Genomic DNA, 25096 nt, shown 5'->3' on the forward strand with positions numbered 1-25096 from the left:
ACCCCCCCGCCGGCCCCCGCCGCCCCGCTTTTCCCCCCCCCCCCGGCCCGGCGCGGCCCTTCGTCGCGGCGGGCCTGACCGCTCAGGGTCTCGGGTCCTTGGGAAGTCCGAGCACCTTCTCGCCGATGATGTTCCGCTGGATCTCGCTGGAGCCCCCGTAAATGGTCTCCGCAAGGGACAGCAAAAACGAGCGCTGCATGCCGTCTAGTTCGTAGTCCGGGCCGACCACCTGACCGGCCTGGCCCGCCAGTTCCATGGCCACGTGGCCGAGACGCTGGTGCCCCGTCGAGGCGTAGAGCTTGGCCGTCGTGGACTGTGCTCCCGGAGTCCGGCCATCCACCAGCTCACCGACCGTACGCAGGTTGGTCAGACGCATGATCCGGACCGCCATCCAGGCCTCCACGATCCGCTCGCGCAGCATGGCGTCCCCGGCCAGGCCGCGCCCGCGGGCCCGCCGCAGAACGGCCTCGGCCTCACGCTCGAAGGTGAACTGCTGGGGCAGCAGCGTGCCGCCTCGCTCGATCCCGAGGGTCACCATGGCGGTCCGCCAGCCCTGGCCCACTTCCCCCACCACCAGGCCGGCGGAGGTGCGCGCGTCGGAGAGGAACACCTCCGCGAACTCTTCCTGGCCGGCCAGGTTGCGGATCGGGCGGATCTCGACACCGGGCTGGTCGGTGGGGATGAGCAGCATGCTCAGCCCGTGGTGGCGCTCGGAGTCCGGGTCGGTGCGGACGAGCACGTAAAGCCAGTCCGCGTACATCCCGAAGGAGGTCCACACCTTCTGGCCGTTGACGACCCACTCGTCACCGTCGCGTTCGGCGCGGGTACTCACCGAGGCCAGGTCGGAGCCCGCGCCCGGTTCGCTGAACCCCTGCCCCCAGAACTCCTGGGCAGCAAGGATGGGTGGCAGGAAGCGCTTCTTCTGCTCCTCGTCGCCGACCGCGATCAGCATCGGCCCCAGCAGGTCCAGCGCATTGCCGGTGGCCCGGTAGGGCGCGTTGGCGCGCGCGTATTCGTACTCGAAGACGATCTCCTCGAGCAGGCCGAGACCACGTCCGCCGTGCTCGCGCGGCCAGCCGACGCCCAGCCAGTTCCCTGCCGCCATCTCACGGTCCCAGGCGAGCCGCACGTCCCAGGCCACACCGTCGGTGGGACCACCGACCCCGCGGAACTCGGCGAACTCACCGACCAGGTGCTCGTGCAACCACGTGCGGATCTCGTCCCGGAACTCCCGGACCTCAGGCCCGAAATCCAGCTCCACTCGCTTTTCCCCTCTCCTGCTCGGATTCCTGCCTCAGATGCCCAGCCGGGACGCCAGGGCTTCCCGGTGGTAGGACGCCGGACCGAGCAGTACCTCGGAACTCTTGGCGCGCTTGAAGTAGAGGTGTGCTGGGTGCTCCCAGGTGAAGCCGATCCCACCGTGCACCTGGATGTTGTCACCGGCCACCCGCGTGTAGGCCTGCGAGCAGAACGCCTTGGCCAGCGAAGCCGCCAGGGCGGCCTCGTTGTCGTCGTCGCCCGCGACGGCCCACAGGCCGCCGTACGCGGCGGAGCGCGCGGACTCGATCTCCACCAGCATGTCCGCGCACTTGTGCTTGATCCCCTGGTAGGAGCCGATGACACGGCCGTACTGCTTGCGCATCTTGGCGTACTCCACCGCCGCCTCCAGCGCCGCGGACGCCCCGCCCACCTGCTCGGCGGCGAGGAGCACGGCGGCCGTGGCGAGCGCTCGCTCGATGCCCGGCCAGGCCTGGCCTTCCTCGCCCAACAGCCGCGCCGGGGTGTGGGTGAACTCCACGCGAGCCTGTTTCCTGGTTTCGTCCATGGCGGGCTGGTGTGTGCGGCTCACACCCCGCGCATCCGCGTCGACCGCGAGCAGGCCCACCCCGCCGGGGGTGGCCGCCACGACCAGCAACAGATCGGCCGTGTGCCCGTCGGGTACGTAGGACTTGGTACCGGTCAGCGTCCAGCCGTCGCCGGCCGGTGCTGCGGCCAGGTGGATGCCGGCCCGGTCCCAGCGGCCGTCCTCCTCGGTGAGCGCCAGCGTCGCCACGGTGCTTCCGTCCGCGATGCCCGGCAGCAACTCGCGGCGCGCGTCCTCGTCCGCCACCCGCAGCAGCACCTCCGCGGCCAGCGCGACCGTGGAGAAGTACGGAGCGCACAGCAACGCCCGGCCCATCTCCTCGAAGACGACCCCGAGTTCGAGGTGGCCGAACCCCGAGCCTCCGTACTCTTCCGGGATCGCGATCCCCTGGAGGCCCAGTTCGGTGGCCATGCGGCGCCAGATCGCCCGGTCGAAGCCGTCATCGGTCGCCGCGAGGCGGCGCACCTCCGCCTCGGAGGAGTGCCGCGTCAGAAAGGAGCGCACGACCGATCGCAGCTCCTCCTGCTCTTCACTGAAGGTGAGTTCCATGCAGAGCCCTTCCGTGCCCGGTGTTGCTCACGTCGACAATACAGTTAGATTATTGCAGTATCCATACTGATTGAGCCGGAGGCCCGACGTGACCGACCGATACGAGCAGTTCAGCAGCCTGACCTTCGAACGCCCGGCTCCCGGCGTGCTCCGGATCGTCCTGGACGCCCCCAACCTGAACGCCGTCGACCCGGCGATGCACCGCGAACTGGCCGACATCTGGCCGGTCATCGACCGCGACGAAGAGACCCGCGCGGTGATGATCCAGGGCGCCGGAAAGGCGTTCTCGGCCGGCGGCACCTTCGATTCCATCGAGGCCATGACCGACTCGTACGACGTGCGCGTCAGGGTCATGCGCGAGGCCAGGGACATGGTCTACGGAGTGCTCAACTGCGCCAAGCCGGTGGTCTCGGCGATCCACGGCCCTGCCGTCGGCGCGGGCCTTGTCATCGGGATGATGGCGGACATCTCGGTGGCCGGCCGGAAGGCGAAGATCGTCGACGGCCACACCCGGCTCGGCGTCGCCGCCGGCGATCACGCCGCCATCTGCTGGCCACTGCTGTGCGGCATGGCCAAGGCCAAGTACTACCTCCTCACCTGTGACGCACTGAGCGGCGAGGAGGCCGAACGGATCGGCCTGGTCTCCACGTGCGTGGACGACGAGGAGGTGCGGGACGAGGCGCTGCGCATCGCCACCCGTCTGGCCGCCGGTTCCGTCAGCGCCATCGCCTGGACCAAGCGGTCACTCAACCACTGGTACCGGATCGCCCAGCCGATCTTCGAGGCGTCGCTCGGGCTCGAGTTCCTCGGCTTCGGCGGACATGACGTGGCCGAGGGCGTCGCCTCGCACCGCGAGAAGCGCTCTCCCGACTTCGAGGCGGTGGCAGCGGCCCACCCCCTGGACCTCTGACCCCCCGCCCCGCCGACACGACAGCCGACAGCCGACAGCCGACAGCCAACAGCCGATCGAAACCGAAGGACTCGCCATGCCCCAGCCGGCCCAGCCGCCCGCACAAGAAGTCACCCCGCTGGTCAAGGGTCTGACCTATGAGGAGATGCCGACCGGCCAGCGGTTCCGCACCGCCCGCCGCACCATCACCGAGACCGACCTGGTGAATTTCATCACCTGGGGCGGCTTCAACGAGCCGCTCTTCTGGGATGCGTCGCACGCCGCCGACGGCGGCTACACCGGTCGGCTGGTCCCAGGAGCTCTGACCTACTGCATCGCCGAGGGACTCGTGCTGCAGACCAACGCCCTGCACGGCACAGGACTCGCCTTCATGCACATGGAGTTGTCCGTCAAGGGCCCGGTCTACGTCGGCGACACACTCTGCGCAATCGTGGAGACCACGGACTCGCGGTCCTCGAGCAAGCCCGGCCGCGGCGTCGTGACCAGCAGGATCAGCGTCCGCAACCAGCGGGACGAGGAGGTACTGGTCTATACACCGGTGCGACTCATCCGCGGCAAGGACTTCGAGCCGACAGAGCACTGATCCCGACCGCAGAATCTCCAGTTACACCATTCCCCCTCAATCTCCGCCATGGATCCGGGAGTTCCCGTGCACTTCGCCTTCACCGACGAGCAGGAGGATCTGCGCAGAACCGTGCGCGCCTTCTTCGACAAGACCTCTTCGGAGCCGGAGCTGCGCCGGCTGATGGACTCCCCGGAGGGCCACGACCCGGGTGTGTGGCAGCGCATGGGCTCCGAGATCGGCGTTCAAGGACTGATGGTGCCCGAGGAGTTCGGTGGTGCCGGCTGCGGCATGGTCGAACTCGGCGTGGTGATGGAGGAGGCAGGGCGGGCGCTGCTGTGCGCGCCGCTGCTCTCCTCCGCCGTGATGGCCACGACCGCCCTGCTTCGCTGCGAGGACCCGGACGCCCGCAAGCGACTGCTGCCCCGCCTTGCCGCGGGCGAGACGGTCGCGACGTTCGCGCTGACCGAGGACGCGGCGCGATGGGACGCGGAGGGCGTGCGGCTCGCCGCCCGTGAGGATACGGGCGGCGGCTGGCGGCTGTCCGGGAACAAGAACTTCGTGCTCGACGGAGCAGTCGCCGACGTGGTCCTCACCGTGGCACGCACCCCCGACGGCATCGGGCTGTTCTGCGTCGAGGGCGATGCCCCCGGTCTGGTCCGCGAGACCCTGCCCACCTTGGACCCGACGCGGCGCCAGGCACGCTTGGAGTACCGGGAGGTGCCGGCCACCCGGTTGCGCACTCCGGGGAACGGCTGGGACCTGGTGTCCGAGGTGCTCGACCGGACCGCTGCCGCGCTGGCCGCGGAGCAGGTCGGAGTGGCCGAGCAGGCTCTGGACATGGCGGTCGAGTACGCCAAGACGCGCCACCAGTTCGGCCGCGCCATCGGCTCGTTCCAAGCGGTCAAGCATCTCCTCGCCGACGTACTGCTGGAGGTCGAATCCGCCCGTGCCGCCGCCTACTTCGCTCTGCTGAGCGCCGACGGCGGCGGGGACGACCTGCCGAACGTAGCCGGACTGGCCAAGGCCTTCTGCTCGGACGCCGCCGTGCTGGCCGCGTCGCAGAACATCCAGGTGCACGGCGGAATCGGCTTCACGTGGGAGCACACCGCTCACCTGTACCTCAAGCGGGCCAAGACCTCGCAGCTGCTGCTCGGTGACTCCGCGCACCACCGAGAGCTGCTGGCCCGGCGCATCGGAGTCTGAGAACCCTCGGCTCGATCTCCCCGGCACCGTCCGGGGACCTGTACTCAAGGGAGTTGACGCTATGAAGGTGGACGGCAAGCTGAGCGCCTGGGGGGCCTCCGAGGTGGTCTCCCAGGCCGTGGAATACGAGCGGCGCGGCTACAGCGGACTGTGGTCCTCGGAGTCCAAGCACGATCCGTTCCTGCCCCTGCTCCTCGCCGCCGAGCACACCGAACGGCTGGAGGTGGGTACCGCGATCGCACTCGCCTTCGCACGCTCCCCCATGCAGCTGGCCTATACCGCGCACGACCTCCAGGCCTACTCGGGCGGCCGTTTCACCCTCGGCCTGGGGAGCCAGATCAAGCCGCACATCGAGCGCCGGTTCTCGATGCCCTGGAGCCGGCCGGCGGCCAGGATGCGGGAGTACATCAGCGCGCTGAAGGCCATCTGGTCCGCCTGGAACGACGGCACCCGCCTGGACTTCCGCGGCGACTTCTACAGCCACACCCTCATGACGCCGTTCTTCGCCCCTGCCCCGGCGCCCGGCGGCGCGCCGAAGGTCTTCCTGGCCGCGGTCGGTGAGGCGATGACACGTACCGCGGGTGAGGTGGCGGACGGTCTGCTCTGCCATGGCTTCACCACCGAACGCTACCTCCGCGAGGTCACCCTGCCGACCATCGAGGCCGGGCTGGCCTCCTCCGGCCGCACGCGGAGCGACTTCACCGTCAGCCACCTGCTGCTGACCGCGACCGGACGGACCGAGGAGGAGATGGCCGACGCGGTCTCCGCCACCCGTCGGCAGATCGCCTTCTACGGCAGCACACCGGCCTACCGCGCCGTACTGGAGCTGCACGGTTGGGGTGAGTTGGGCGACGAGCTGCACGCCTTGTCCACCTCCCGCCGCGAGGACCGCTGGGAGGCCATGGGCACCCTGATCGACGACGACGTGCTCAACGCCTTCGCCGTCGTGGGCGAGCCGGACCGCCTGGCAGCCGAGATCAACCGACGATACGGCTCGCTGGTGGACCGGCTCTCCTTCTACACCACCTACGACACCGAACCAGAGGTCTGGCAGCCGGCGCTGGAGGAACTGCGCGACTGAGCGGGCCCAACGGCCCGCAAGCGCAGCAAAGCCGGGGGCGTGGACGGTGACACATCCACGACCCCGGCTTTGTCTGCCGATCAGCTGGACGGCAGGAACAGCTTCCGCAACTCGGTGCGCCGCACCTTCCCGGAACCGGTCAGGGGAAATGCGGAGACGGACCGCCAGGTACGGGGCACCTTGAACGACGCGAGCCGCTCGCCGGCGAACACCTGGAGTTCCTCGGGGTCGAAATCGGCTCCCGCGTGCGTCCGCACACAGGCCGCCACCGTCTCACCGAGCCGGGCGTCGGGGATACCCACGACGACAGCTGCCGCGACGGCGGGGTGTGACTCCAGGACGTCCTCCACCTCCCGGGGGTAGACGTTCTCGCCGCCTCGGATGATGACCTCTCGGATCCTGCCGTGGAAGGTGATCACTCCCCGGCTGTCCATGCTGCACAGATCGCCGGTGTGCAGCCACCCGTCGGTATCGAGCGTGGCAGCCGATGCCTCCGGCATGTCGTGATACTCGATCATGTTGAGCGGGGACCGGATCCACAGTTCCCCCGGCTCTCCCAGTGCCGCGGTCTCGCCCGTTGCCGGGCGGGTGATGCGCACCTCCCGGTGCGGCGACGGGCGTCCGAGCGTGAGCGCCTTGTCCTCGGCCGTGTCACCGGTCTCCGTGGAACACGCGTGAGGGCTTTCGGACTGGCCGTACCCGACCACGAATTCCACTCCCAGGGTCCGCTGGAAGTCGCGGACAGTGGCGGGTGAGACCGTGGCACCTCCCCCCATCACCACCCCCAGCGTGCTCAGGTCGCGATCGCCAAGGCCTGGAAGGGCCAACAGGTCCGCCACCATCGTGGGCACCACCCCCAGGATCGTGGTCCCGGTCTCCTCGATCAGTCCGAGAAGCTGGTCGGCGTCGAAGCGCGGCGCGGAGATCCATGCCGCGCCGACGCTGGCGGCCACCAGCACACCGCACACCGAGGCCCCGACGTGGTGCAGGGGCAGCAGTGAGCAGAAGACCTCGTGGTCGGTTCCCGTGCGCTGCCGTTCCATCCCGAAGCGTGCGGTGTTGACGCAGGCCAGGTGGGAGAGCACCGCCCCCTTGGGGCGCCCCGTGGTCCCCGAGGTGTACTGGATGAGGAAGGGCGCGTCCGCCGAGACGGTCGGCAGAGCCCCGCCCATGGGAGAACCGTCCTCCCAGTGCGACAGCGAGTGGACGAGGGGAGCCTGAGGCAGCCCCTCCGCGATCTTCCGGGCCCTGTCCAGCAGGGGCCTGCCGCGGTGGTCCTCCGATGCCAGGACCACCCGCACACCGGAACGCCTGAGTTGGTCGGTGACCTCGGCGTCCGCGAGCGAAGTGTTCAGCGGTACGAGCACGGTGCCGGCGAGCGCACAGGCGTACTCGGCCACGACCCAGGCCACCGAGTTCGCCCCCCACACACCGACCGTGTCGCCGGGGGCGAGTCGTGCCAGCAGTTGGTGGGCGGCGCTGCGCGCCCGGTCGGCCAGCTCCTGCCAACTCAGGCTGTCCAGACCGGAGTCGGTGGCCACCGCTACGGCGAGCCGGTCGGGGTATCGGTCGGCGTTGCGCAGTAGGAGCTCACCGACCGAGAGGCGCCACAAGGCAGGCCCGGTGTCTGCGGGCCTATGGGCTTCGGTGAGGCGGGTCCTGTCGGACAGATACGGCGGCAATGGCGTCTCCTGTACGTGCGGCTCGCTTGCGCGGGGCGCCGCGACCCAGCCGCCGACGACGGCCGGCGAGGGTGGGTCAGACTCCGAGCGCACCCTGGGATCGCCTTCGCCCAGCGGATTGCCAAGGGGGCGATCAACGTATAGATATAACTCATTACCCTGTTACCGCAACCCTTGGCACTCCCCCGACCGACACGAGGGCGACAGGACAGGGGTACGCGCGACCGGCCGTCCGATCGACACCTCCCGCTCTCCGCACCAAGGGCATTGACATCACCTCCAAGAGAGCAAACACTCTCCTAGTGGGGCTTCCGAGCACGTGGAAGGGGCGCCAACGTGACGACAGCCGATCTCCCGCCTCCCAGATCCAGATCAACGATGAACAGCCGCAGCGGCCCTTCGGCGCCGGCGACTGCCCGGTGCGTGACGACTTCGTACCCCCATCGGATTACATCGACCCGAAGTACGTATCTGGACGGCAGCGTCCGCGAGGTCGTCGACCGCGACGACTGGGGCGGCAAGCTCGCCGACGACGACCTGCGCCTCAGGGAACCCCTCGTGGACACCTGGGGCGGCTTCGTCTTCATCACCATGAACCCCGACGCGGAACCGCTGCGCGACTACCTCGCCCCGTCCCCGAAGTGTTCGACCGCTTCGAGTTCGAGAAGTTCCGCTACCGCTGGCACAAGACGGTCATCCTCCCCTGCAACTGGAAGACCGCTCCGGGAGCCTCCAACGAGGGCTACCACGTCCAGACGACCCACCCTCAACTGCACGAGGACCACTACCAGGACGACGCCCCTGGCGGGGGCGCGTCCGACAGCACCACCACGAGAGCAGAGGCACGATCATGCCCAGGAAGACAGCGCGAGGACACGTCCGAGACCGGATGGGACGTAGTCACCGATCTGGTGGTGGTCGGCAGCGGCGGTGGTTCCTGTGCGCCGCTCTGGCCGCCCATGAGGGCGGGATGCAAGCCCTGGTGATCGAGAAGACGGATACGGTCGGCGGATCCACCGCGATGTCGGGCGGCGTGCTGTGGCTGCCGAACAACCCGGTCCCGCGCCGCGCCGGCGTCCAGGACAGCCCGGAGGACGCCCGCCGATACTTCGCATCGGCCGTCGGTGACGTCGGACCTCCACGTCGCCGCTGCAGGGCTGGATGCTGCTGGCCGCGATCCACGCCGAAGTACCGGCGCCGTGCCGGGCTGATTCATCCTGGACTCCCGTCACCGCGGGAACTACCTGGGGGGGATGAGCCTCGGCGGTGTGACACCGCCGGGGCTCACCTCCGGTTACACGAAGAAGGCCAACACGATCGAGGCCCTCGCCGATCAGTGCGGTATCGACCGGCCGGGCCGCGTGCCACCGCTGACCGCCACAACGCCTCCGCGGCCCACGGCAAGGACCCCGACTGCCACAAGGGCGAGCGGGCCTACGACCGCTACTACGGCGACCCGCGGGTCAGCCCCAACCCTTGCGTGGCGCCGGTCGGCAAGGCTCCGTTCTACGCGGTGGCGCTCTACCCGGACGATGTCGGCACGGCAGGAGGCCTGCTGACCGACGAACACGCCCGTGTGATGCGTGAGGACGGGGAGCCGATCCCCGGCCTGTACGCCACCGGCAACCGCACCGCCTCCGTCATGGGCCGCACCTACCCGGGCGGGCGCCAGCATCGCCGCGCCCTTCGTCTTCGGCCGGCTGGCCACCCACCACATGCCGCAGAACACCGCGCAACGAGATCGACCGACGCTCGACGCGCTCACCGCCTACGTCTTGGCCGGCCTGATGGGGCGGAGCTGACAGACAGCTCAGGGAGTCCGCCGTGCGCCGCTAGTCGATGAGCTCGAGAACCGTCTTCGCGCCGACCGCGTTGACGACGTCGTCGGCGCTGGTGATGTGACGGTGCCAGAGCTTCTCCGCCTCCTCGGCCTTGTTCTGCTCGATGAGCTTGACCAGCCGGACGTGGGTGCGATGCCCCTTGAGGGCCTGGGCACGGTGCTCCTCCGAATCGGCGGATGCGGCCACGTGCTCGGAGTTGGCACGGTCGACGATGTACCGCAGCATGCTGCACAGCAGGACCAGTGTCTGGTTCCCCGTGAGTTCCACCAGCAGAGCGTGGAAGGCATCCTGAGCCTCGACAAGGGCCAGAGGGTCGTCCAGGGCGGCCTTCTCGGCATCCACCGCTTCCCGCAGCCGCGCGACGACGGCCGCGTCCGCCTGGCCGGCCAACTGCCGCACACACGGCGGTTCCATGATGGCGGCCGCCTGGTAGACATCGCGAAGTGTGGCCCCGCGGTACTCGAGGACGAGACCGGCATAGCGCGCGGCGACATCGGGATCGGGGGCGCTCACCCGAGCGCCGCCGTGGGCGCCGCGCCGGATGGTGATGAGCGACTCGGACTCCAGAACCCGAAAGGCCTCCCGCAGCGTGGGGCGGGAGATCCCGAATTGCCCCATCAGCTCGGACTCGGACGCCAGAGCATCGCCGGGTTCCAGTTCGCCCCGGACGATCTGCTTCCGAAGGTGTCCGGCCACCAGTTCGGCGGTCTTGGGCACACGAACCCGCTTGCCGACCGGCACTCGCGCCCCGCCCGGTGCGTCTGATGCCTGCGCTACACGAGCGAGCTCGGCCATCGCCACTCCCCCTACCGCGATATAGACAAATAAATATGTTTAGCGCAGGCAGCATACCAGGTCAAGATCTGGGAGCCGATAATCTGGGCCCCGTTGCCCTCCACCCTTTCTCGGCTACCGCAGCCAACAAGCAAACACATGCGTCTACCCGGTGCTCAACCACGCACAAAGTTCCCCTTCGGCCTCGCCGGCTTCAAGAGCGCCTCCTGAGCGATCGTGGCGACGTGACGTCCCGAGCGGTCGTGCACCGTGCCGAGCACCAACCCGCGCGTGCCGGCCACGGAGGCCGTGTGAAGCTCGATCAGAAGCCAGTCGTCGAAACGCACCGGCCGGTGGAACCAGAGCGTGTGGTCGAGCGTGGCCCTCCTTTCCGCATCACGGTCGGGCAGGCCGATCGCCCGCGCGGCAACAGACAGCGCCCCGAAGTCGCTGGCGAAGGCCAGGAGCCTGGAGTGAAGAGCCCGGCCGTCCGGCGGGTCGAGCGCGGGGCGGATCCAGTAACGGCGCCCCACCGACTCGCCCTGGCCCTCAACGTGTTGTTCCCTCATGCGGAAGGCATGACGCACGGGGAAATCGGGAAACGGTGCCGGGATCCATCCGGCGTCCGGGTCGTCCGGGTTGGGTGCCAGTGGCATCTGTGCCGCGAACTCTGGTCCTTCCGCGTCTCGATGGAAGGACACCGTGGCGGACAGCAACACCTTTCCGTCCTGTTCCGCCTCCACCTGCCTACTGAGGAAGGAGATCCCGTCGCGCAAGCGGTCGACCCTCATGCGCACGGGAACTCCCGGGCGGCCCGGCCTCAGGAACACCGAGTGCAGGGAGTGCACGAAGAAGCCGTCGGGCACTGTCTCCTGGGCGGCCGCGAGGGCCTGGGCCGCCACCAGGCCGCCGTACAGCCGACCGGGGTTGGTCTCGGTGTCGTTGTGCGCTGTATAGAGGTCGGGCGTGATCCGCTCGAGCCGCAGCATCGCGGCGACACGACGGAAGACGCGCGGGTCTCCGCCTTCCGGCTCCTGACGGGGAAAGGACGAGGCCGTGGAATGATCGGCCCCTTCGATCAGGCTCACGCGGAATCACCCGTCGTCTCGTGTGTCGGTTTCCTGTCTCGTGGCGTTTCAGCTCGCTCGGCCCCCCGGCCGAGTACCTCACGCGCCACAATGGCCTGTTGGATCTCGGCCGACCCCTGGGTCACCTCGAAGAACTTGCTCTCCCTGAAGAGTCGTTCGACGATCAGTTCTTTGGTCCACCCGTAGGCACCGCAGACCTGAAGCGCCGACGAAGTCGCCTCGTGGGCGGTGCGTCCGGCCACCAGCCGAGCCGATGCCGCCTCCTTGGCCACCGGCTGTCCTTCGTCGACCATGGTGGCCACGGACCGCACAAGAGCCCGGGCCGCCAGGACCCCCGCCTGCATGTCCGCGAGGTGTCGTTGGACTCCGCCGAATTTTCGACCGATGGCCACCCCACGGTGAGTCCGCGTCAGGGCGTACTCGGTTGCCTCGTCGAGAGCACGCTGGGCGATCCCGACACACACCGCGGCCGCGCGGACTTTGCCCTGGGCCTCTCCCGCCAGCATCACCTGGAAGCCGTTCCGCGGTTCGCCGACCACGTGTTCCGCAGGTACACGGACGTCATCCAGGTACAGCGGCCGCGGCTCACTTCCCCCGAGCCCCAGGACCTCGACGGGTGCCCCCACCGACCACCCCGGAGTTCCGGCCTCGACCAGGAACGCCCCCACCCGGTCATCGGGTGTGCGGGCAAAAACGAGGGCCACCGCGCACACACCCGCGTAGGAGATGAACTGCTTGTCTCCGCTCAGAATCCAGGTGTCCCCCTCCCGCCGCGCCCGGGTCCGCAGTTGCCGGGGGTCCGATCCGGTCTGGGGTTCCGTGAACGCCCAAGCGGCGACGGCCTACCCGGCCACCAGGCGGGGCAGCCACTTGCGCCGGGCCGCGTCCGTTCCCAGGCGTAGGAGCGCGTCGGCGACCTGGACGGTCGTTCCCGGGTACAAGCCCGCTATGGCTCCGGCCCGGGCGAGTTCCTCCACCGCGGCAGCGAAGGAGCTGAACCTACCTGCGGACCCGCCCCACTCCTCCGGGAAGAGGAACCCGACGATCCCCAGTTCCCGCAGCTGGGCCCACAGCTCGGGCGAGAAGCGCTGACCGCGGTCGATCGGGGCGATCAGCGGCTCTATCAAGCGCTCCGCGCGGGCGCGGACGGCCCGCCGCAACTCCTCGTCCTCACCCTGCTGCGACATGCGTGAGCCTTCCTCGTACGAGTTCAACCGGACCATCCGCGGCGCCCTCCCTGGGCCCGCCACTGTTCCAGGGCTGCCTTCTCGGCCGCGAGTGCCTCGGGCACGGACCGGTCGACGTTGTCATCGTGCAGCGCCCGTACGGCCCCTACGAGATCCTGGTTCGCCGCGGCCACCGACCTCGCCATCTCGACGGCTCGCTCGACCAGCAGATCCGCCTCGACGATCTCCGAGAGGAGTCCCGCACGCAGTGCGGCCTCGGCGTCCAGGCGCAGCCCGGCAAGGCTCATCGCCTTGGCCGTGCGAACTCCGACGACGTGTCCGAGTCGCGCGGTCATTCCACCGCCGGGAAAGGCGCCGACCGACACATGGGTGTCACCGAACAGTGCCGCCGGACTGCCGATCAGCCAGTCGCAGCCCAGTGCGAGCTCGAACCCGCCGGTGAAGGCCGGTCCGTTGACGGCGCCGATGACCGGTTTGGCCAGACGGCCCACCCGGTCGATCAGGGCGGCCGGGGCCCGCCTGTCGGCGGTGGCAGCGGAGTACGCCTTCAGGTCCAGGCCCGCGCAGAAGGCCGTGCCGCGACCGGTGATCACGGCGGCACGCAGGCCATCGTCCTCGGAGAAGCGGGTCAGGGCCGCGTCCAGTTCTTCGACGAGCCCGGGCGAGAGCGCGTTGCGGGAGCCGGGCCGGTTGAGCGTCAGCACCAGCACGCCGGCGTCCGTACCGACCTCGAGCAGGGCCTGTTCACCGTCCGGCTGTGTCGTCAAAGCTGCCGCCCCTCGTCGCATGAAGCCTCCGCTTGCCGGCGGCTCACCCTCACCAGCACTTCCTTACAGTGCATTTAGTTATCTTATTATGCCACGTACTCGAACAGCGACGGGTGACCTGAGGCATCCGAGGTGTACGACCTTTCGCCCGAGCTGGTGAAGACGCACACGACGCGGTCCGCCCGGTGCGGCTCAACCGTCCGGAGCAGCTCAACTCCCCCAGCGAGGAGCTCCATACAGACCTATCGGAGGTGGGGGTGAGGGAGCGGTCCAGCAGGATGCCGCTGTTCGCGAGGAGAACATCACCGAAGCGCGGCAGATCATCACCTCCATGGCGCACTGTCCGGCACCTGTGGTGGCCGCAGCCAGCAGCCCCGCGGTCGGGCTCGGACGCAGCCTCACCCTGCTGAGTGACCTGATGTCGGTCGCCTAGGACGCGCACTTCGCGGATCCGCACGTGCGGGTCGGCCTGGTCGCCGGCGAAGGCGGTGCCCTGGCCCTGCCTCTACCGGCCGCCCCCGCCCGGGTCAAGGAGACGCTGCTCCTCGGTCAGCGTGTGGACGCTCACGACGGCGTGCAGCTCGGCATCGCCGACCGAGCCGTGCCGCAGGACGAGTTGCTCGCCGAGGCCATGTCTCGCACAACGAATCGCGTAGCTGCCCGCACAAGCGCAGCGTGACACCAAGCGCACCGTCAATCTGATCTCGAGGCGGCGATGTCCACCGTGATGGAGCCCGGAATCCTCGCGGAGCGCGCAAGCGTGCGCTAGCCGGAGCATGTCGCTCTCGTCAAGAAGCTCACCTCACGGCACAGCTGAAGACATCCCGCGAGGTGGCCGCCGGGCTCCGTCCACGGCCTACGGATCAGTCGCGCCGGTCCGGGTAGTCCGTGGAGAGCGCCACGCCCTGCCAGTCCTTCAACTCCCGCTCCATACCTTCGAGTTTGTTGCGAACGGCCGCGACCGCGTCGCTGCCCAGCGGGAGCCGGCGGGGCGGCGCGGCCGATTCCACGGCCGCGATGATCGCGGCAGCCGCCCGGCCGGGGTCGCCTTGCTGCTCCCCGTCAAGCCTGCTCATCGTGCTGTCACCCGCCTCGGCGAGAGCCGCGTAGACGGACAGGCGCTCGGCAGCCCGGCGCAGCCCCTTTCCCGCCCAGTCGGTACGGAAGGCGCCGGGCTCGATGAGGGTGACGGGAATCCCGAACGACCTCAGCTCGTGCTGCAACGCTTCGGAGAGCCCTTCCAGGGCGAACTTCGAAGCGTTGTACAGGCCAAGTCCGGCCTGGCCACTGAAGCCGGCAATGGAGCTGACGTTGACGATGTGTCCGTCACCACGCTCGCGGAAGTGGGGCAGCAGAGCACGGATCAGATGGAGGGGGCCGAAGAAGTTGGTCTCCATCTGGTGCCGCAGTTCTTCTTCGCTCACCTCCTCGACCGCGCCGAGCAATCCGTAGCCCGCGTTGTTGACCAGAATGTCGAGATGCCCGGCCCTCCTGACGGCCTCGGAGGCCCGCTGCGAGACGATCTGCGGGCCGTCGGTGACGTCGAGCAGGACCGCGAAGGAGCGTCCGGGGGCGCGTTGTTCGAAGCTCGCCGCCTGCGCCTCGTCGCGGAGTGTTCCCACCACGACGTCCCCTCGGCCGAGTGCCGCCTCGGCGAGGGCGCGGCCGAGCCCTCCGGACACCCCGGTGATCAGCCAGTGACGTGTCATTCGTTGTTCACCCATCTACGAGTCGTTGAAGCGGACAGAGGTGTCGTTGCCGATGCGCGAACCGGCGCCGCTATGTGCCGAAGGGGCGGAACTCCTCCTCTTCCCACCAGGGGTAGAGGGGTGGCATGTCCTTGCTGACCCGCCCCGGGAACGCCGGAGGCCGCTTGGCGAGGAACGACTCGATCCCCTCGGTGGGATCGGGGCCGCCGCCGATCTGGCTCATGATCCGCGAATCGAGTCGATGCGCTGTCATCGGATGGCCCTCGCCGAGCATGCGCCACATCATCTGCCGAGCCAGCGCGACGGAGACGGGTGCGGTGTTGTCGGCTATCTCGCGGGCAAGGTCGTACGTCGCGGGCAGGAGTTCTTCCGGCGGGTGGACCGAGCGGACAAGTCCCGCTGCCAGCGCCTCCTGAGGGCCGAAGACGCGGCCGGTCGCCACCCACTCCATGGCGGTCTGCATTCCCACGGCCCGCGGCAGGAACCAGCTCGCGGCCGACTCGGGGACGATGCCGCGCCGCGCGAAGACGAAGCCGAACTTGGCTGAGGACGAGGCCAGTCGGATGTCCATGGGCAAGGTCATGCTCGCCCCGACCCCCACCGCGGGTCCGTTGATCGCTCCGATGACCGGCCTGGTGCTGGAGTACAGCCGAAGCGCCACCAGGCCACCGATGTCCCGGTGCCGGGCCCCGGCCTCGCGGTGATCGAAGGAGGATCCGCCGGAGCTGACGTCGGCGCCGGCGCAGAACCCCCGGCCGGCCCCCGTGAAGACGATGACGCGCGTGTCGTCGTCGCCCTCCGCCGCGTCCAGCACGTCGAGAAGGTCGTGCATCATCTGCGGGTTGAAGGCGTTCAGCTTCTCGGGGCGATCGAGGGTGACGGTGAGGATCCCCTCCGCCGTCCCGGCACGCAGAGTCTCGTACTCCCGGTCCGGCATGGGCCGCCCTCCGTCGCTCCATCAACCCCACAAATAGCTATACTATTAAACTGTACACGCTGCCACTCGTGGGAACCAGGGCGAGCCGCGGAGGGCGCACCGACCCCGCGGGTCACATGCCTCCGGTGAGCATCAACGTGTCCCCGGTCAGGTACGAGAGATCGTCCGACATGAGTGAGACGACCGCACGGCCGATGTCCGTCTCGCAGTCGCCGACCCGACGCAACGCGAGCGAGTTCCGCATCGCGTCGAAGCGTTCCGGGTTCTTCTGCGAGAACTCCACGGAGGCCGGCGACATGGCCACCGGCACGACCACGTTGACGCGGATGCCGTAGCGCCCCCACTCACGTGCGGCGACCCGGGAAAGTCCGCGGATCGCTTCCTTCGCCATGGCGTAGGCGCCGAAGGTGGCGTTGCCGTACACCGCGGTGCTCGAGCCGAAGTTGACGATCGAGCCACCGCCGGCGGCCCGCAGGTGCGGCAGCGCCGCCTGCATTGCGTACAGGGTGCCCATCGCGCCGGAGCGCCAGGAGAGTTCGACGTCGGCGTCGGTGACCTCCTCGAGCAGCTGCTGGTCGCTGGAGACGGCATTGTTCACCAGGCCGTGCAGGCTCCCGAACTGCTCCACCGTCTCCGAGACCATGCGGTCCACCTGGGACCGGTCGGTGACATCACACGCCAGGGACAGCGCTGCTCCCCCGGCCGATTCGATCTCGTCGACGACGAGGTCGCACTTCGCTTTCGTCCGTCCCGCGAGGACGACCTGCGCCCCTTCCTTCGCCAGCGCGAGGGCGATTCCCCGGCCGATGCCCTGCCCGGCGCCCGTGACCAGCACGACCTGCCCGGTAAGTCGCTTTCCCGTCATATCCACTGTGCTCCGCTTCCGTTTTCAGGTGAGTGAGATGTTCACGTCCCGCCGGTGCGCGTGAAGCAGCACCGGTCTCAGATCTGCAGGGGTGCCTGGTCGGGTACCTCGAGGTGCGGCAGGACCTCGGACTCGAAGAGCCGCAGACTGGCCCACGCCTTCTTCGGCTCGGTCCCGCCGAAGAGCGGCCGCAGGATCAGATGTCCCTCCGGTCCGAGCTCACGCCCGATGGCGACGCAGCGCTCGGGGGTGACGATCTCGTAGGCACCTCCGGCCCGCAGTTCGTCGACAGATGCGATCGGCGGGTACCAGTCACTCTTCCCCTGCGCGGAGTCCGCGATCCACCTGGCGTACGTGTTCGCGGCGTGCAGAAGATTGGGGCCGACCTCCGCCCATGCCGCGTCGGGATCGTGGGTGACGTACAGGAACGTCGGGCCGCGAGGGACCCATGGCCCCGGGTCGTTCCCCAGCTTCAGGCATTCGTCCCGGTAGTACTCCCAGGCTTGCGGCTCCGCGGGATCGAACCCGTCGCCGAGGTGGGCGGCGCGCCGGGAGGGGGCCTCGGCCGCCCCTCCCATGATGATCGGGGGTCGGGGCTCTTGGGCAGGGCGGGGGGTGACCGTGACGGTGGTGCCGCGGAAGTCGAACGGCTCGCCCGTCCAGGCGTTCTTGCAGACCTCCACGGCTTCGAGGAGTCGGCGGCGCCGCTCCCCCAGGCCGACCTGGAACATGTCGAATTCCTGCTGCCGGTAGCCCGCGGCGAACACCGGGCTCATCCGGCCCCCGCTGAGCAGGTCGGCCACCGCGATGTCCTCGGCGAGGCGGATCGGGTGGTAGAGCGGAGTGAGCAGGATGGGCCGGAACCGCATCCGCGAGGTGCGCCCGGCTGCGGCGGACGAGGCGATCAGCGGCGAAGGCAGGTAGCGGTCCTCGGCGGCGTGGTGCTCGCCGAAATAGGTCATGTCGAAGCCGAGCCGGTCGGCCCACTCGCAGATGTCGAGCATCGTCGCTGCGAGTTCGGCCGAGCCGGCGGAGACGAAGTCGGGGCGGCGGAGGTCGAAGGACAGGCGTAGTCGGGGCATGTGTTGCTCCTCACGAATTGGTAAGGGCGTGTGCCGCGGGGGAAAGGGAATCGGCTCAGCGCGCGGACGGCGCGTCGGCTGTGCCGACGACCAGGGGCAGGCTTGTCATGCGGATGGCTACCGACACCTCGTGCGTGAGGTCGGACAGGTCGCCGAGGTGGTAGTCCGCGATGCGCCGATGCCATTCCTCTGTGAGGACGCGGAGCTCCATGTGGGCCAGCAGCGCACCGGCGCATCGATGTGGTCCGCCGCCACCGAACCCGAGGTGACGCGGGGGGTGACGGTCCGGATCGACCTGCGCCGGTGCCGGGAACACATCGGGGTCGGCGTTCGCCGCGGCCAGGAGCAGCAGCAGCCGGTCGCCCTCCTTCCACGGGATTCCGTGAACCTCGCGGTCGGCCCGAACGGTCCGGGACACCATCGGGATCGCCGGGAAGTGCCGCACCGCCTCGTCGACCAGGCCGCGGACCATCTCCGGTGTGTCCGTGATGCGTTGGCGCATCTCCGGCTGCCCTGCGAGCCACTGGAACAGGAACGCCATGGTCGACGCGGTCGTGCCCAGCGACGTGCCGAGCAGGGTGTGGCACAGCTGCAGCACCTCCTCGTCGCTGAGCGGCCTGCCGTCGACGGTCTGGGCCAGCAGATAGCTCGGGACGTCGTCGGCGGGCCGGCGGCGACGTTCGGCCACCACTTCCTCGAACATGCTCCGCACGTCGGACACGGCCGCGGCGAGAAGTGTGCCGTCGGGGTCGTTGCTGGCGTTGAGCTTGCCCGGAAGCAACCGGGTGGCGATGATCTCGTCGGCGCGGGAGAGCGGCAGTCCCATCTGCTCGAGGAAGACCTCTGCCGGGATGCGCAGTGCCACGTCGGCCATGAAGTCGCAGGCCCCCCGCTCGGCGACCTCGTCCGCGATCGCCGCGACCGAGGCCCTGGCCCGCGGCTCGAGTCTGCGTACCGCGGCGGGCGACAGGAGCGGCGCGATCAACCGCCGGATCTTGGCGTGCTCGGGCGGATCGAGGTTCGCCGGGCTCTGGAAGACCGGAGGCGGATTCCGGTAGAAGGTGAACGTCTCCCGGTTCGAGTAACCGGCCGGGTCCTGGCTGATCTCCCTGCACAGTTCGTGCCGGGAAACGACCCAGAAGCCGCGTGCCGCCGTGCTGTAGAAGATGTCGCCGATCTGCTGTGCCGTGCGGATGGTGCCGAGCGGGTCGTCCTTGAAGACGGGATCGCATTCCGGGTCGAAGTCCACGACGGGTACACCGGCGTTGCGTGCCCGTGCCTCCGCGTCCGCCGACGTCACGGTTCCTTGGCTCACTTGACCTCCTGGGACACGGGCGCGACCAGGGGTGGCAGCCCGCCGTCGGACAGGGCTCCGGCGTGGTCGACGAGCATCGCCGCGTCCGCCGGGTCGGTGAAGATGCAGAAACGGCGCTCGTCGAGGGCGCGTCGCAGCACGTCGTCCGCCATCGCCCGCGGATCTGCCCCGAACCGGTCGAGGTACGCGCGGCTCGCTCGTGCCAGGTCCTCCGGAACCGACACACTGCCGTAGTCGGCAGGGCGGTGGCGGACCGCGTCCGCCATGCCGGACCGGATCGCGCCGGGCAGCACGACCGAGACATCGACCCCTGAGCCGACCTCGCGCAGATCGTGCTGCAAGGACTCCGCGACGGCCACCACGGCATGCTTGCTGGACACGTAGGGCGCGAGCGACGGCAGCGTGGTCGTGGCGCTGTTCGACGCGGTGATCACGACATGACCGGCACCCGCCTCCAGCAGGGCCGGAACGAAGGCCTGGATCCCGTGGACGACGCCGAAGACGTTGACGTCGTAGACCCAGCGCCAGTCCGCGACCGACAGCTCCCACGCTCGTCCCCGTAACGAGACCCCCGCGTTCAGACACACCACGTCCACCCGACCGAACCGTTCGAGGGTGCGCGCGGACAACTCCAGTACTGACTCCGACTTGGTGACATCGGTGCGGACAGCGAGGACGTCCGCACCCTCCGCGAGCAGGCGCTTCTCCGCCGACGTCAGCGCGTCGCCGTCGATATCGGCGATCACCACGCTCATCCCTCTGGCAACGAGGCTGGAGACCAGCCCGAAACCGAGACCACTCGCGGCCCCGGTCACCACGGCGACTTCTCTGTCTGTCATGCCGACCCCCAAGGTCTGCATCGACTTGTTGGGCGTCCAACAAGGAATTGGACGCCCAACAAGTAACATGGCTTCATGGTGACGTCAATCACTCGGACGCCGAGACGTACACAGGCCCAGCGCCGCGACACCGCCCGTGCCGCCATCATCGAAACCGCGATCCGGCTGCTCGCCGACGGCGGGTACGCGAACATGACGCTGGCCGACCTGGGAGAACGCGCCGGGTACAGCAGAAGCCTGGCCACGCACTACTTCGGCTCCAAGCCGAAGCTGCTCGCGGCCGTCGTCCAGCACGTACTGGACCAGAATCCGTCGGCGCGACTCGACGAGTCACTCCGCGGATTCGCGCGGATCGAGGCCGAGGTGGCCGCGGTGCTCGACGGACTCGAGGAGAGTCCGCACATGGCCCGCGCGTACATCGTCATCACCTTCGAGGCGATCACCTCGTTGCCGGAGCTGCGACCGGTGGTCCACGAGCAGAACGTGGCGTTCCGCCGCCGGATCGAGTCCGCGCTGCGAGAGGGCAAGGCGCTCGGCACCGTCCGCCCGGATGTCGACGCCGCCTCCGCAAGCATCGCGGTCATGGCCATGGTCCGGGGAATCGCCTGGGAGTGGTTCACCGACAGCTCACTCGACCTTGCCGCCTGCCGCCGGGCCCTACTGAGCCAGGTGACCGCACTGTGCGCCTCCACAAGCGACCGATAACGGAACACAGGCCGAATCGCCCCCTGACCCTCACCGTGAGGGCCCGGGGGCGATTTTTATGCCAGCGGCGCGCGTAAGGCCCAGATCAGCAGGGTGTCAACAACGTTGACTTTTGATGCTACAGTCAACAACGTTGACACCAAGCGGAGGGCATCGGGACACATGCGAACGAACGCACATGCGGAGAACAGGAAACGACTGCGCAACACAGCCCTGGCAGGACTCGGTGGGCTGATCGCCGTCCTCGCGTTCCTGTTCGCGTACGGAGGCGCCTTCGGGCAGCCGAAACCGCACGACCTGGAGATCGCCGTCGTGGACGCGCCCTCCGTGGTCCAGACCCTGCAGGACGTCGACGGCGTGACGGTCACCCAGCTTCCCGATTGGGGCGCCGCTGAGGACCAGGTGGCTCACAACGAAATCAATGGCGCCATGACCGTCGGTGCGGGCGGTGACGTGAACGTGGCCGTTGCCGGCGGCGGCGGACGCAGTGTGGCCTCGGCCGTCACCGACCTGGCCACACCGATCGCCGACGCATCCGGCGGCAGCGTCCACGTCGACGACCTCGCCCCGCTGTCCAGCGAGAACCCGAACGGCACCTTCGAGTTCTACGGCATCATCTTCCTGGGGATCGGAGCCTCACTGGGCGCCACCGTCTTCGGCCGCACGCTCGGCCCCGTACAGGGACTGCGCGGCTTCACCGAACGCCTGGTGACGACAGCCGTCTACACCGCGGCGGCCGCCGCTCTCGTCACGTACGTGCTCGACGGCCACCTCGGCGCTCTCGCCGGCCACCCCTGGGGGCTCTTCCTCACTCTGTGGGCCTTCACGGCGACGGTGTGCCTCGCCCTGTCCGGCATCAACGCCCGCTTCGGCATGGCCCCCGGAATCATCGCGACCCTGGGCTTCGTCCTGCTCGGCAACAGCTCCGCCGGCGGCGCGGTCCCGCCCGCTCTGCTCAATGGCTTCTACGCTGCACTGACCCCCGTACTCCCGCACGGCGCGGCACTCTCCGCACTCCGTGGTGTGCAGTACTTCGACGGTCACGGCGTAACAGCCGGACTGGTGTGTCTGGCGGTGTGGGCAGCCGGCGGCATCCTCCTGCTGGCCAGGGCGGCACACAGGGCCGCTCGTTCGGCACGGCACAAGCGCGTCCCCGAGGAGGCCGGAGCCACGCCCTCTGCCGAGGACGCCGATGCCGCGACCGCGGCGCTCGCTACAGTACGAGGGTGACTCGCAGCGACACTTCCCGCACCGCCCGCACCGCCGCGGGTGGACAGGCCACCAGGGAACGCATTCTGGCCGCAGCCGCCGAGCTGTTCGAGCGGGACGGATTCTCTCGCGCCACCGTGCGCGCGATCGCCGCCGAGGCCGATGCCGATCCGGCCCTGGTGGTCCGCTACTTCGGCTCCAAGGAACGGCTCTTCGCCGCCGTCCGTCTACCGCACTTCAGGATGCCGGACGGCACGCTGAACGACACCGCCGCCCTCACCCGGCTGCTCGTCACCCTCGCCGATGACCAGTTGAGCCGCCTCGTGGACCTCACCTCCCTGCCCGAGAGCGGGAGCAGCGAGGCGGTGGAACGGGTGCGGGACGACCTCGACGCCTTCGTCGTGCAGCCCGTGATGAATGCCTTCGCCATCCCGGAAGCGGGGCGAGCCCGCGTAGAGGCGCTGATCGGCGCGGTCATCGGCACGGTGCTGCTGCGGCGCCGCCTCACGACACGAGCGCTCTCCACCCTTGACCGGAACGCACTGATCAACCTGCTCGCCCCGGTGACCGAGAGCCTCATCGCGCAGTCCGATTGAGCAGACCCGCGGATAGCCGCCAGACCGGCCGGGACGGGGACGTGCCCCATGCCGGTTCGTCCCCCTCCGACCGGGTGCGCTTGCCGCACATCGGGGCGGATGAGCAGGCCCACCCGCTCTGGCGCCATCCGCAGCACAATCCCCGGGGTCAAGAACCTTTGGCCACGACATGCCTGCCGCCATCGCCAGCCGCAGCGGAGGCGCCGTCGGCCAGGCCGTCGTCACCATCGCTCCCGGGAGCGAATCCGGGCGGCCCGATCCCCGCATTCCTGAATCAGCGCAGCCCCGGCACCAGAAGCACCTTGCAGGCGTCCCCGGTCAAGAGCTCCATGGCCTCGTCGACCTGATCCAGGGGCAGTCGGTGTGTGATCAGCCAGTCCAGGTCCAGGCGGCCGGAGTTCAGCAGGAGCATGGTCTGCTCCCAGGTTTCCCACAGGCGGCGGCCGAAGATCCCGCGCAGTGTGATGCCGCGCTTGTTGATCTGGGCAGCCACGTCGATCGGCACCGGCCGGCCCGGGTGTCCCACGGTCACGACCGTGCCCTCCCGACGCACCGCGTCGAAGAGGGGCGGGAGCGCGGCGGCCGCTCCCGAGCATTCGAAGGCCACGTCGGCGCCGCCTCGGTGACCGCTCAGTTCGCGGCTGCGCTCGGTGACACCATCGCCCGGCTCCATGGCGATCACACCGAGCCGTTCGGCCGCGGCGCGGCGGAAGGGGTTCGGCTCGATCACGATCACGTAGGCGGCGCCCATGAGCGAGGCCAGGCGGGCGACGACCATGCCGACCGGTCCGGCTCCGCTGACCAGAACGCCGCGACCCGCCACCGAATACTCGGCCCGCTGGATGGCGTGGATCGCGACACCGGCCGACTCCAGCAGTGCGCCGGTCTCCAGGTCGACACTGTCGGGAAGGGGGACGCAGATGCTGTCGGGCACGGCGACGCGCTCGGCGAAGACACCGTCGAAGTGCATGCCGAGGATGTGCGTGTGCTCGCAGGTGTGAGCGTCCCCGGTGCGGCACGCGAAGCACTGGCCGCACGGCAGGTGGCTCTCCAGCGCGACGCGGTCCCCCACGCTCAGGTTCCCCACCCCGGCCCCCACCTCGACGACGGTGCCCGCCGCCTCGTGCCCCAGCACGACGGGAAGCCCGAGGTTGAACGCCTGGGCGGCCGGTGACCACGCGTAGCACTCGCGGTCCGTGCCGCACAGTGAGGCCGCCGCGATCTCGACGACCACCTGGCCGGCGCCCGCCCTGGGCTCGGGCGCGTCGGTGACGTACTCGACTCCCTTGGCTGCCGCTGCCTTGACGACTGCTCGCATGAGTTCGTACTCCTTCAATTCGCGTGTGAGGGTGGAGTGTTGGGCCTGCGGCTCGTGGGCGCGTCAGGCCGGGGTAGGTGTCTGCGCGAAGCGGTTGAGCCGTGCGCTGTTCCAGCTCGTTCAGCAGCGAAGGGTCCTCGCCGTTGAGCACCTGGGCGGGCACGGCCAGTTCGGCCCAGCCGTGCGCGATGGCGTCGGCGATCTGCGCGGCCGTGGTGCTGGAAGCCGACGCACTGACGGCCAGCACCGGCCCGGTGGCCGACTGGGGGGCGGTGGCGGTGGCAGGTCGGGATCGTCCGGTGGCCGTGCGTGCGAGCGCGGCCATCACACCGCCGGAGCCGACCACGAGTGCCGGTCCCTGGCGGGCGGTGTCCTCCCGCAGGGCCCGCGCGAGGGCGTCGAGGTGTCCTTCCTCGACGGCGTCCACGACGAAGGCCGCCCGGCCGGAGCGGCGCAGGGCCGCCCACTGTTCGCGGAAGGAACCATCGGCGAGGGCGGGGAGGTGGATGGCCTCGGGGACCTCGCCGGTCCGCAGCTGGGCGGCGATCACCTGCCGCAGGTCGGCCTCGTCCATCGGGGTCGATGGATGGCGGGCCATGACGGGGTGCCGGTCGAGGCGGTGCACACCGCCTGCGTAGACGGCGAAGTGGTTGCTGAACGCGGTGTAGCGGCCGAAGTCCGGCACGGCGGCACAGGAACGGCCGCAGATCCACCTAGACCTACTGGTCCTCGGCTGCGGCGGGCTGTCCATCGACCACGGCGTCACCTACTTCGACCCCGCCGAGGTCGAAGTGCGTCGCACCCTCGTGGACCTCGCCGACCGGATCGTGGTCGCCGCCGATCACACCAAGTTCGGCCGCAAGAAGGCGATGGCCCTCGGCGACCTGTCGATCGTCGACGTCCTCGTCACCGACGAGCTGCCCCCCGCCGAGCTTCGCCCTGCATTCGTGGACATCGTGGTCGCTCCGTAGCGCTCGACCGGCGCTCGGTTCGGGCACCCGGACCAGGAA

26 protein-coding genes and 2 pseudogenes are annotated in these 25096 nt (G+C 69.3%); 11 read left to right on the forward strand and 17 right to left on the reverse strand.

The features are described 5' to 3' along the window. Positions 1-82 precede the first annotated feature (82 nt). A complete protein-coding gene (locus tag ABZ454_RS26945) occupies positions 83-1261 on the reverse strand; it encodes an acyl-CoA dehydrogenase family protein (RefSeq protein ID WP_359541619.1) in 1179 nt (392 codons plus the stop codon). Positions 1262-1294: 33 nt separating this feature from the next. Further along, entirely contained in the window at positions 1295-2413 is a 1119-nt protein-coding gene (locus ABZ454_RS26950; protein ID WP_359541622.1) for an acyl-CoA dehydrogenase family protein, read from the reverse strand. 88 nt (positions 2414-2501) lie between these two features. Here ABZ454_RS26950 and ABZ454_RS26955 point away from each other — a divergent pair, with 88 nt between their 5' ends. The 4 genes from ABZ454_RS26955 to ABZ454_RS26970 all read left to right on the forward strand — a co-directional run bounded on the left by ABZ454_RS26955 (position 2502) and on the right by ABZ454_RS26970 (position 6172). Then, positions 2502-3323, forward strand: a complete 822-nt coding sequence (locus ABZ454_RS26955) for an enoyl-CoA hydratase/isomerase family protein (RefSeq protein WP_359541624.1) — start codon at positions 2502-2504, stop codon at positions 3321-3323. 76 nt (positions 3324-3399) lie between these two features. Beyond that, positions 3400-3906 carry a MaoC/PaaZ C-terminal domain-containing protein gene (locus ABZ454_RS26960; protein WP_359541626.1) on the forward strand — a complete coding sequence of 169 codons (507 nt, stop codon included), beginning with the start codon at positions 3400-3402 and terminating at the stop codon, positions 3904-3906. 66 nt (positions 3907-3972) lie between these two features. Next, positions 3973-5091, forward strand: a complete 1119-nt coding sequence (locus tag ABZ454_RS26965; protein WP_359541893.1) for an acyl-CoA dehydrogenase family protein — start codon at positions 3973-3975, stop codon at positions 5089-5091. Positions 5092-5152: 61 nt separating this feature from the next. Then, positions 5153-6172, forward strand: coding sequence for an LLM class F420-dependent oxidoreductase (locus ABZ454_RS26970; protein WP_359541628.1), 1020 nt, complete (start codon positions 5153-5155; stop codon positions 6170-6172). An 80-nt stretch (positions 6173-6252) separates the two neighbouring features. Here ABZ454_RS26970 and ABZ454_RS26975 read toward each other — a convergent pair whose 3' ends face one another. Next, positions 6253-7854 (reverse strand): class I adenylate-forming enzyme family protein, encoded by a 1602-nt coding sequence (locus ABZ454_RS26975; protein ID WP_359541631.1) that lies wholly within the window; start codon positions 7852-7854, stop codon positions 6253-6255. A 641-nt stretch (positions 7855-8495) separates the two neighbouring features. Here ABZ454_RS26975 and ABZ454_RS26980 point away from each other — a divergent pair. Together ABZ454_RS26980 and ABZ454_RS26985 are read left to right on the forward strand one after the other, a co-directional pair. Continuing rightward, positions 8496-8840, forward strand: coding sequence for an SRPBCC family protein (locus ABZ454_RS26980; protein WP_359541634.1), 345 nt, complete (start codon positions 8496-8498; stop codon positions 8838-8840). Then, a complete protein-coding gene (locus tag ABZ454_RS26985; protein WP_359541636.1) occupies positions 8825-9697 on the forward strand; it encodes an FAD-binding protein in 873 nt (290 codons plus the stop codon). Before ABZ454_RS26980 ends, ABZ454_RS26985 begins: the two co-directional genes overlap by 16 nt. On the opposite strand, the gene ABZ454_RS26990 is transcribed toward ABZ454_RS26985, so the two are convergent. The 6 genes and pseudogenes from ABZ454_RS26990 to ABZ454_RS27015 all read right to left on the reverse strand — a co-directional run bounded on the left by ABZ454_RS26990 (position 9687) and on the right by ABZ454_RS27015 (position 13511). Further along, on the reverse strand, positions 9687-10490 hold the full coding sequence (locus ABZ454_RS26990; protein ID WP_359541896.1) for an FCD domain-containing protein: 804 nt from the start codon (positions 10488-10490) through the stop codon (positions 9687-9689). The genes ABZ454_RS26985 and ABZ454_RS26990 overlap by 11 nt on opposite strands. A gap of 155 nt (positions 10491-10645) precedes the next feature. Beyond that, positions 10646-11557, reverse strand: a complete 912-nt coding sequence (locus tag ABZ454_RS26995) for an acyl-CoA thioesterase domain-containing protein (RefSeq protein ID WP_359541638.1) — start codon at positions 11555-11557, stop codon at positions 10646-10648. Further along, positions 11554-12096: an acyl-CoA dehydrogenase family protein gene (locus ABZ454_RS27000; RefSeq protein WP_359541899.1), complete on the reverse strand. Its 543-nt coding sequence runs from the start codon at positions 12094-12096 to the stop codon at positions 11554-11556. The genes ABZ454_RS26995 and ABZ454_RS27000 overlap by 4 nt, the downstream gene beginning before the upstream one ends. Positions 12097-12126: 30 nt before the next feature. After that, a pseudogene (locus ABZ454_RS27005) lies at positions 12127-12378 on the reverse strand (acyl-CoA dehydrogenase family protein); the annotation flags it as partial. Between the two features lie 21 nt (positions 12379-12399). Beyond that, positions 12400-12744 carry an acyl-CoA dehydrogenase family protein gene (locus ABZ454_RS27010; RefSeq protein WP_359541640.1) on the reverse strand — a complete coding sequence of 115 codons (345 nt, stop codon included), beginning with the start codon at positions 12742-12744 and terminating at the stop codon, positions 12400-12402. A gap of 23 nt (positions 12745-12767) precedes the next feature. Then, a complete protein-coding gene (locus ABZ454_RS27015) occupies positions 12768-13511 on the reverse strand; it encodes an enoyl-CoA hydratase-related protein (protein WP_359541643.1) in 744 nt (247 codons plus the stop codon). A 457-nt stretch (positions 13512-13968) separates the two neighbouring features. Here ABZ454_RS27015 and ABZ454_RS27020 point away from each other — a divergent pair, with 457 nt between their 5' ends. Further along, positions 13969-14190, forward strand: a complete 222-nt coding sequence (locus ABZ454_RS27020) for an enoyl-CoA hydratase-related protein (protein WP_359541645.1) — start codon at positions 13969-13971, stop codon at positions 14188-14190. A 184-nt stretch (positions 14191-14374) separates the two neighbouring features. On the opposite strand, the gene ABZ454_RS27025 is transcribed toward ABZ454_RS27020, so the two are convergent. From ABZ454_RS27025 to ABZ454_RS27050, 6 genes are all read right to left on the reverse strand, one after another. After that, complete coding sequence (locus ABZ454_RS27025; protein ID WP_359541647.1) at positions 14375-15220, reverse strand: oxidoreductase; 846 nt, start codon at positions 15218-15220, stop codon at positions 14375-14377. 70 nt (positions 15221-15290) lie between these two features. Then, positions 15291-16157 carry a crotonase/enoyl-CoA hydratase family protein gene (locus tag ABZ454_RS27030; RefSeq protein WP_359541649.1) on the reverse strand — a complete coding sequence of 289 codons (867 nt, stop codon included), beginning with the start codon at positions 16155-16157 and terminating at the stop codon, positions 15291-15293. Between the two features lie 112 nt (positions 16158-16269). Next, a complete protein-coding gene (locus ABZ454_RS27035; protein WP_359541651.1) occupies positions 16270-17022 on the reverse strand; it encodes an SDR family oxidoreductase in 753 nt (250 codons plus the stop codon). Positions 17023-17099: 77 nt separating this feature from the next. Further along, positions 17100-18104 (reverse strand): LLM class flavin-dependent oxidoreductase, encoded by a 1005-nt coding sequence (locus ABZ454_RS27040; protein ID WP_359541653.1) that lies wholly within the window; start codon positions 18102-18104, stop codon positions 17100-17102. 55 nt (positions 18105-18159) lie between these two features. After that, positions 18160-19419: a cytochrome P450 gene (locus ABZ454_RS27045; RefSeq protein ID WP_359541656.1), complete on the reverse strand. Its 1260-nt coding sequence runs from the start codon at positions 19417-19419 to the stop codon at positions 18160-18162. Further along, positions 19416-20258: an SDR family NAD(P)-dependent oxidoreductase gene (locus ABZ454_RS27050; protein ID WP_359541658.1), complete on the reverse strand. Its 843-nt coding sequence runs from the start codon at positions 20256-20258 to the stop codon at positions 19416-19418. The genes ABZ454_RS27045 and ABZ454_RS27050 overlap by 4 nt, the downstream gene beginning before the upstream one ends. Positions 20259-20333: 75 nt before the next feature. Between ABZ454_RS27050 and ABZ454_RS27055 the strand changes: the two genes are divergently transcribed. From ABZ454_RS27055 to ABZ454_RS27065, 3 genes are all read left to right on the forward strand, one after another. After that, entirely contained in the window at positions 20334-20963 is a 630-nt protein-coding gene (locus ABZ454_RS27055) for a TetR/AcrR family transcriptional regulator (protein WP_359541661.1), read from the forward strand. 162 nt (positions 20964-21125) lie between these two features. Continuing rightward, positions 21126-22193 (forward strand): hypothetical protein, encoded by a 1068-nt coding sequence (locus ABZ454_RS27060; protein WP_359541664.1) that lies wholly within the window; start codon positions 21126-21128, stop codon positions 22191-22193. Then, positions 22190-22768, forward strand: a complete 579-nt coding sequence (locus ABZ454_RS27065) for a helix-turn-helix domain-containing protein (RefSeq protein ID WP_359541666.1) — start codon at positions 22190-22192, stop codon at positions 22766-22768. The genes ABZ454_RS27060 and ABZ454_RS27065 overlap by 4 nt, the downstream gene beginning before the upstream one ends. Before the next feature lie 274 nt (positions 22769-23042). On the opposite strand, the gene ABZ454_RS27070 is transcribed toward ABZ454_RS27065, so the two are convergent. Together ABZ454_RS27070 and ABZ454_RS27075 are read right to left on the reverse strand one after the other, a co-directional pair. Continuing rightward, on the reverse strand, positions 23043-24086 hold the full coding sequence (locus tag ABZ454_RS27070) for an alcohol dehydrogenase catalytic domain-containing protein (RefSeq protein ID WP_359541668.1): 1044 nt from the start codon (positions 24084-24086) through the stop codon (positions 23043-23045). 325 nt (positions 24087-24411) lie between these two features. Further along, a pseudogene (locus ABZ454_RS27075) lies at positions 24412-24837 on the reverse strand (four-carbon acid sugar kinase family protein); the annotation flags it as partial. Here ABZ454_RS27075 and ABZ454_RS27080 point away from each other — a divergent pair. Next, positions 24794-25057, forward strand: coding sequence for a hypothetical protein (locus ABZ454_RS27080; protein WP_359541900.1), 264 nt, complete (start codon positions 24794-24796; stop codon positions 25055-25057). The pseudogene ABZ454_RS27075 and the gene ABZ454_RS27080 overlap by 44 nt on opposite strands. Positions 25058-25096 lie beyond the last annotated feature (39 nt).

Origin of the sequence: Streptomyces sp. NPDC005803, from assembly GCF_040630435.1 — a bacterium.
Taxonomy (GTDB): Bacteria; Actinomycetota; Actinomycetes; order Streptomycetales; family Streptomycetaceae; genus Streptomyces.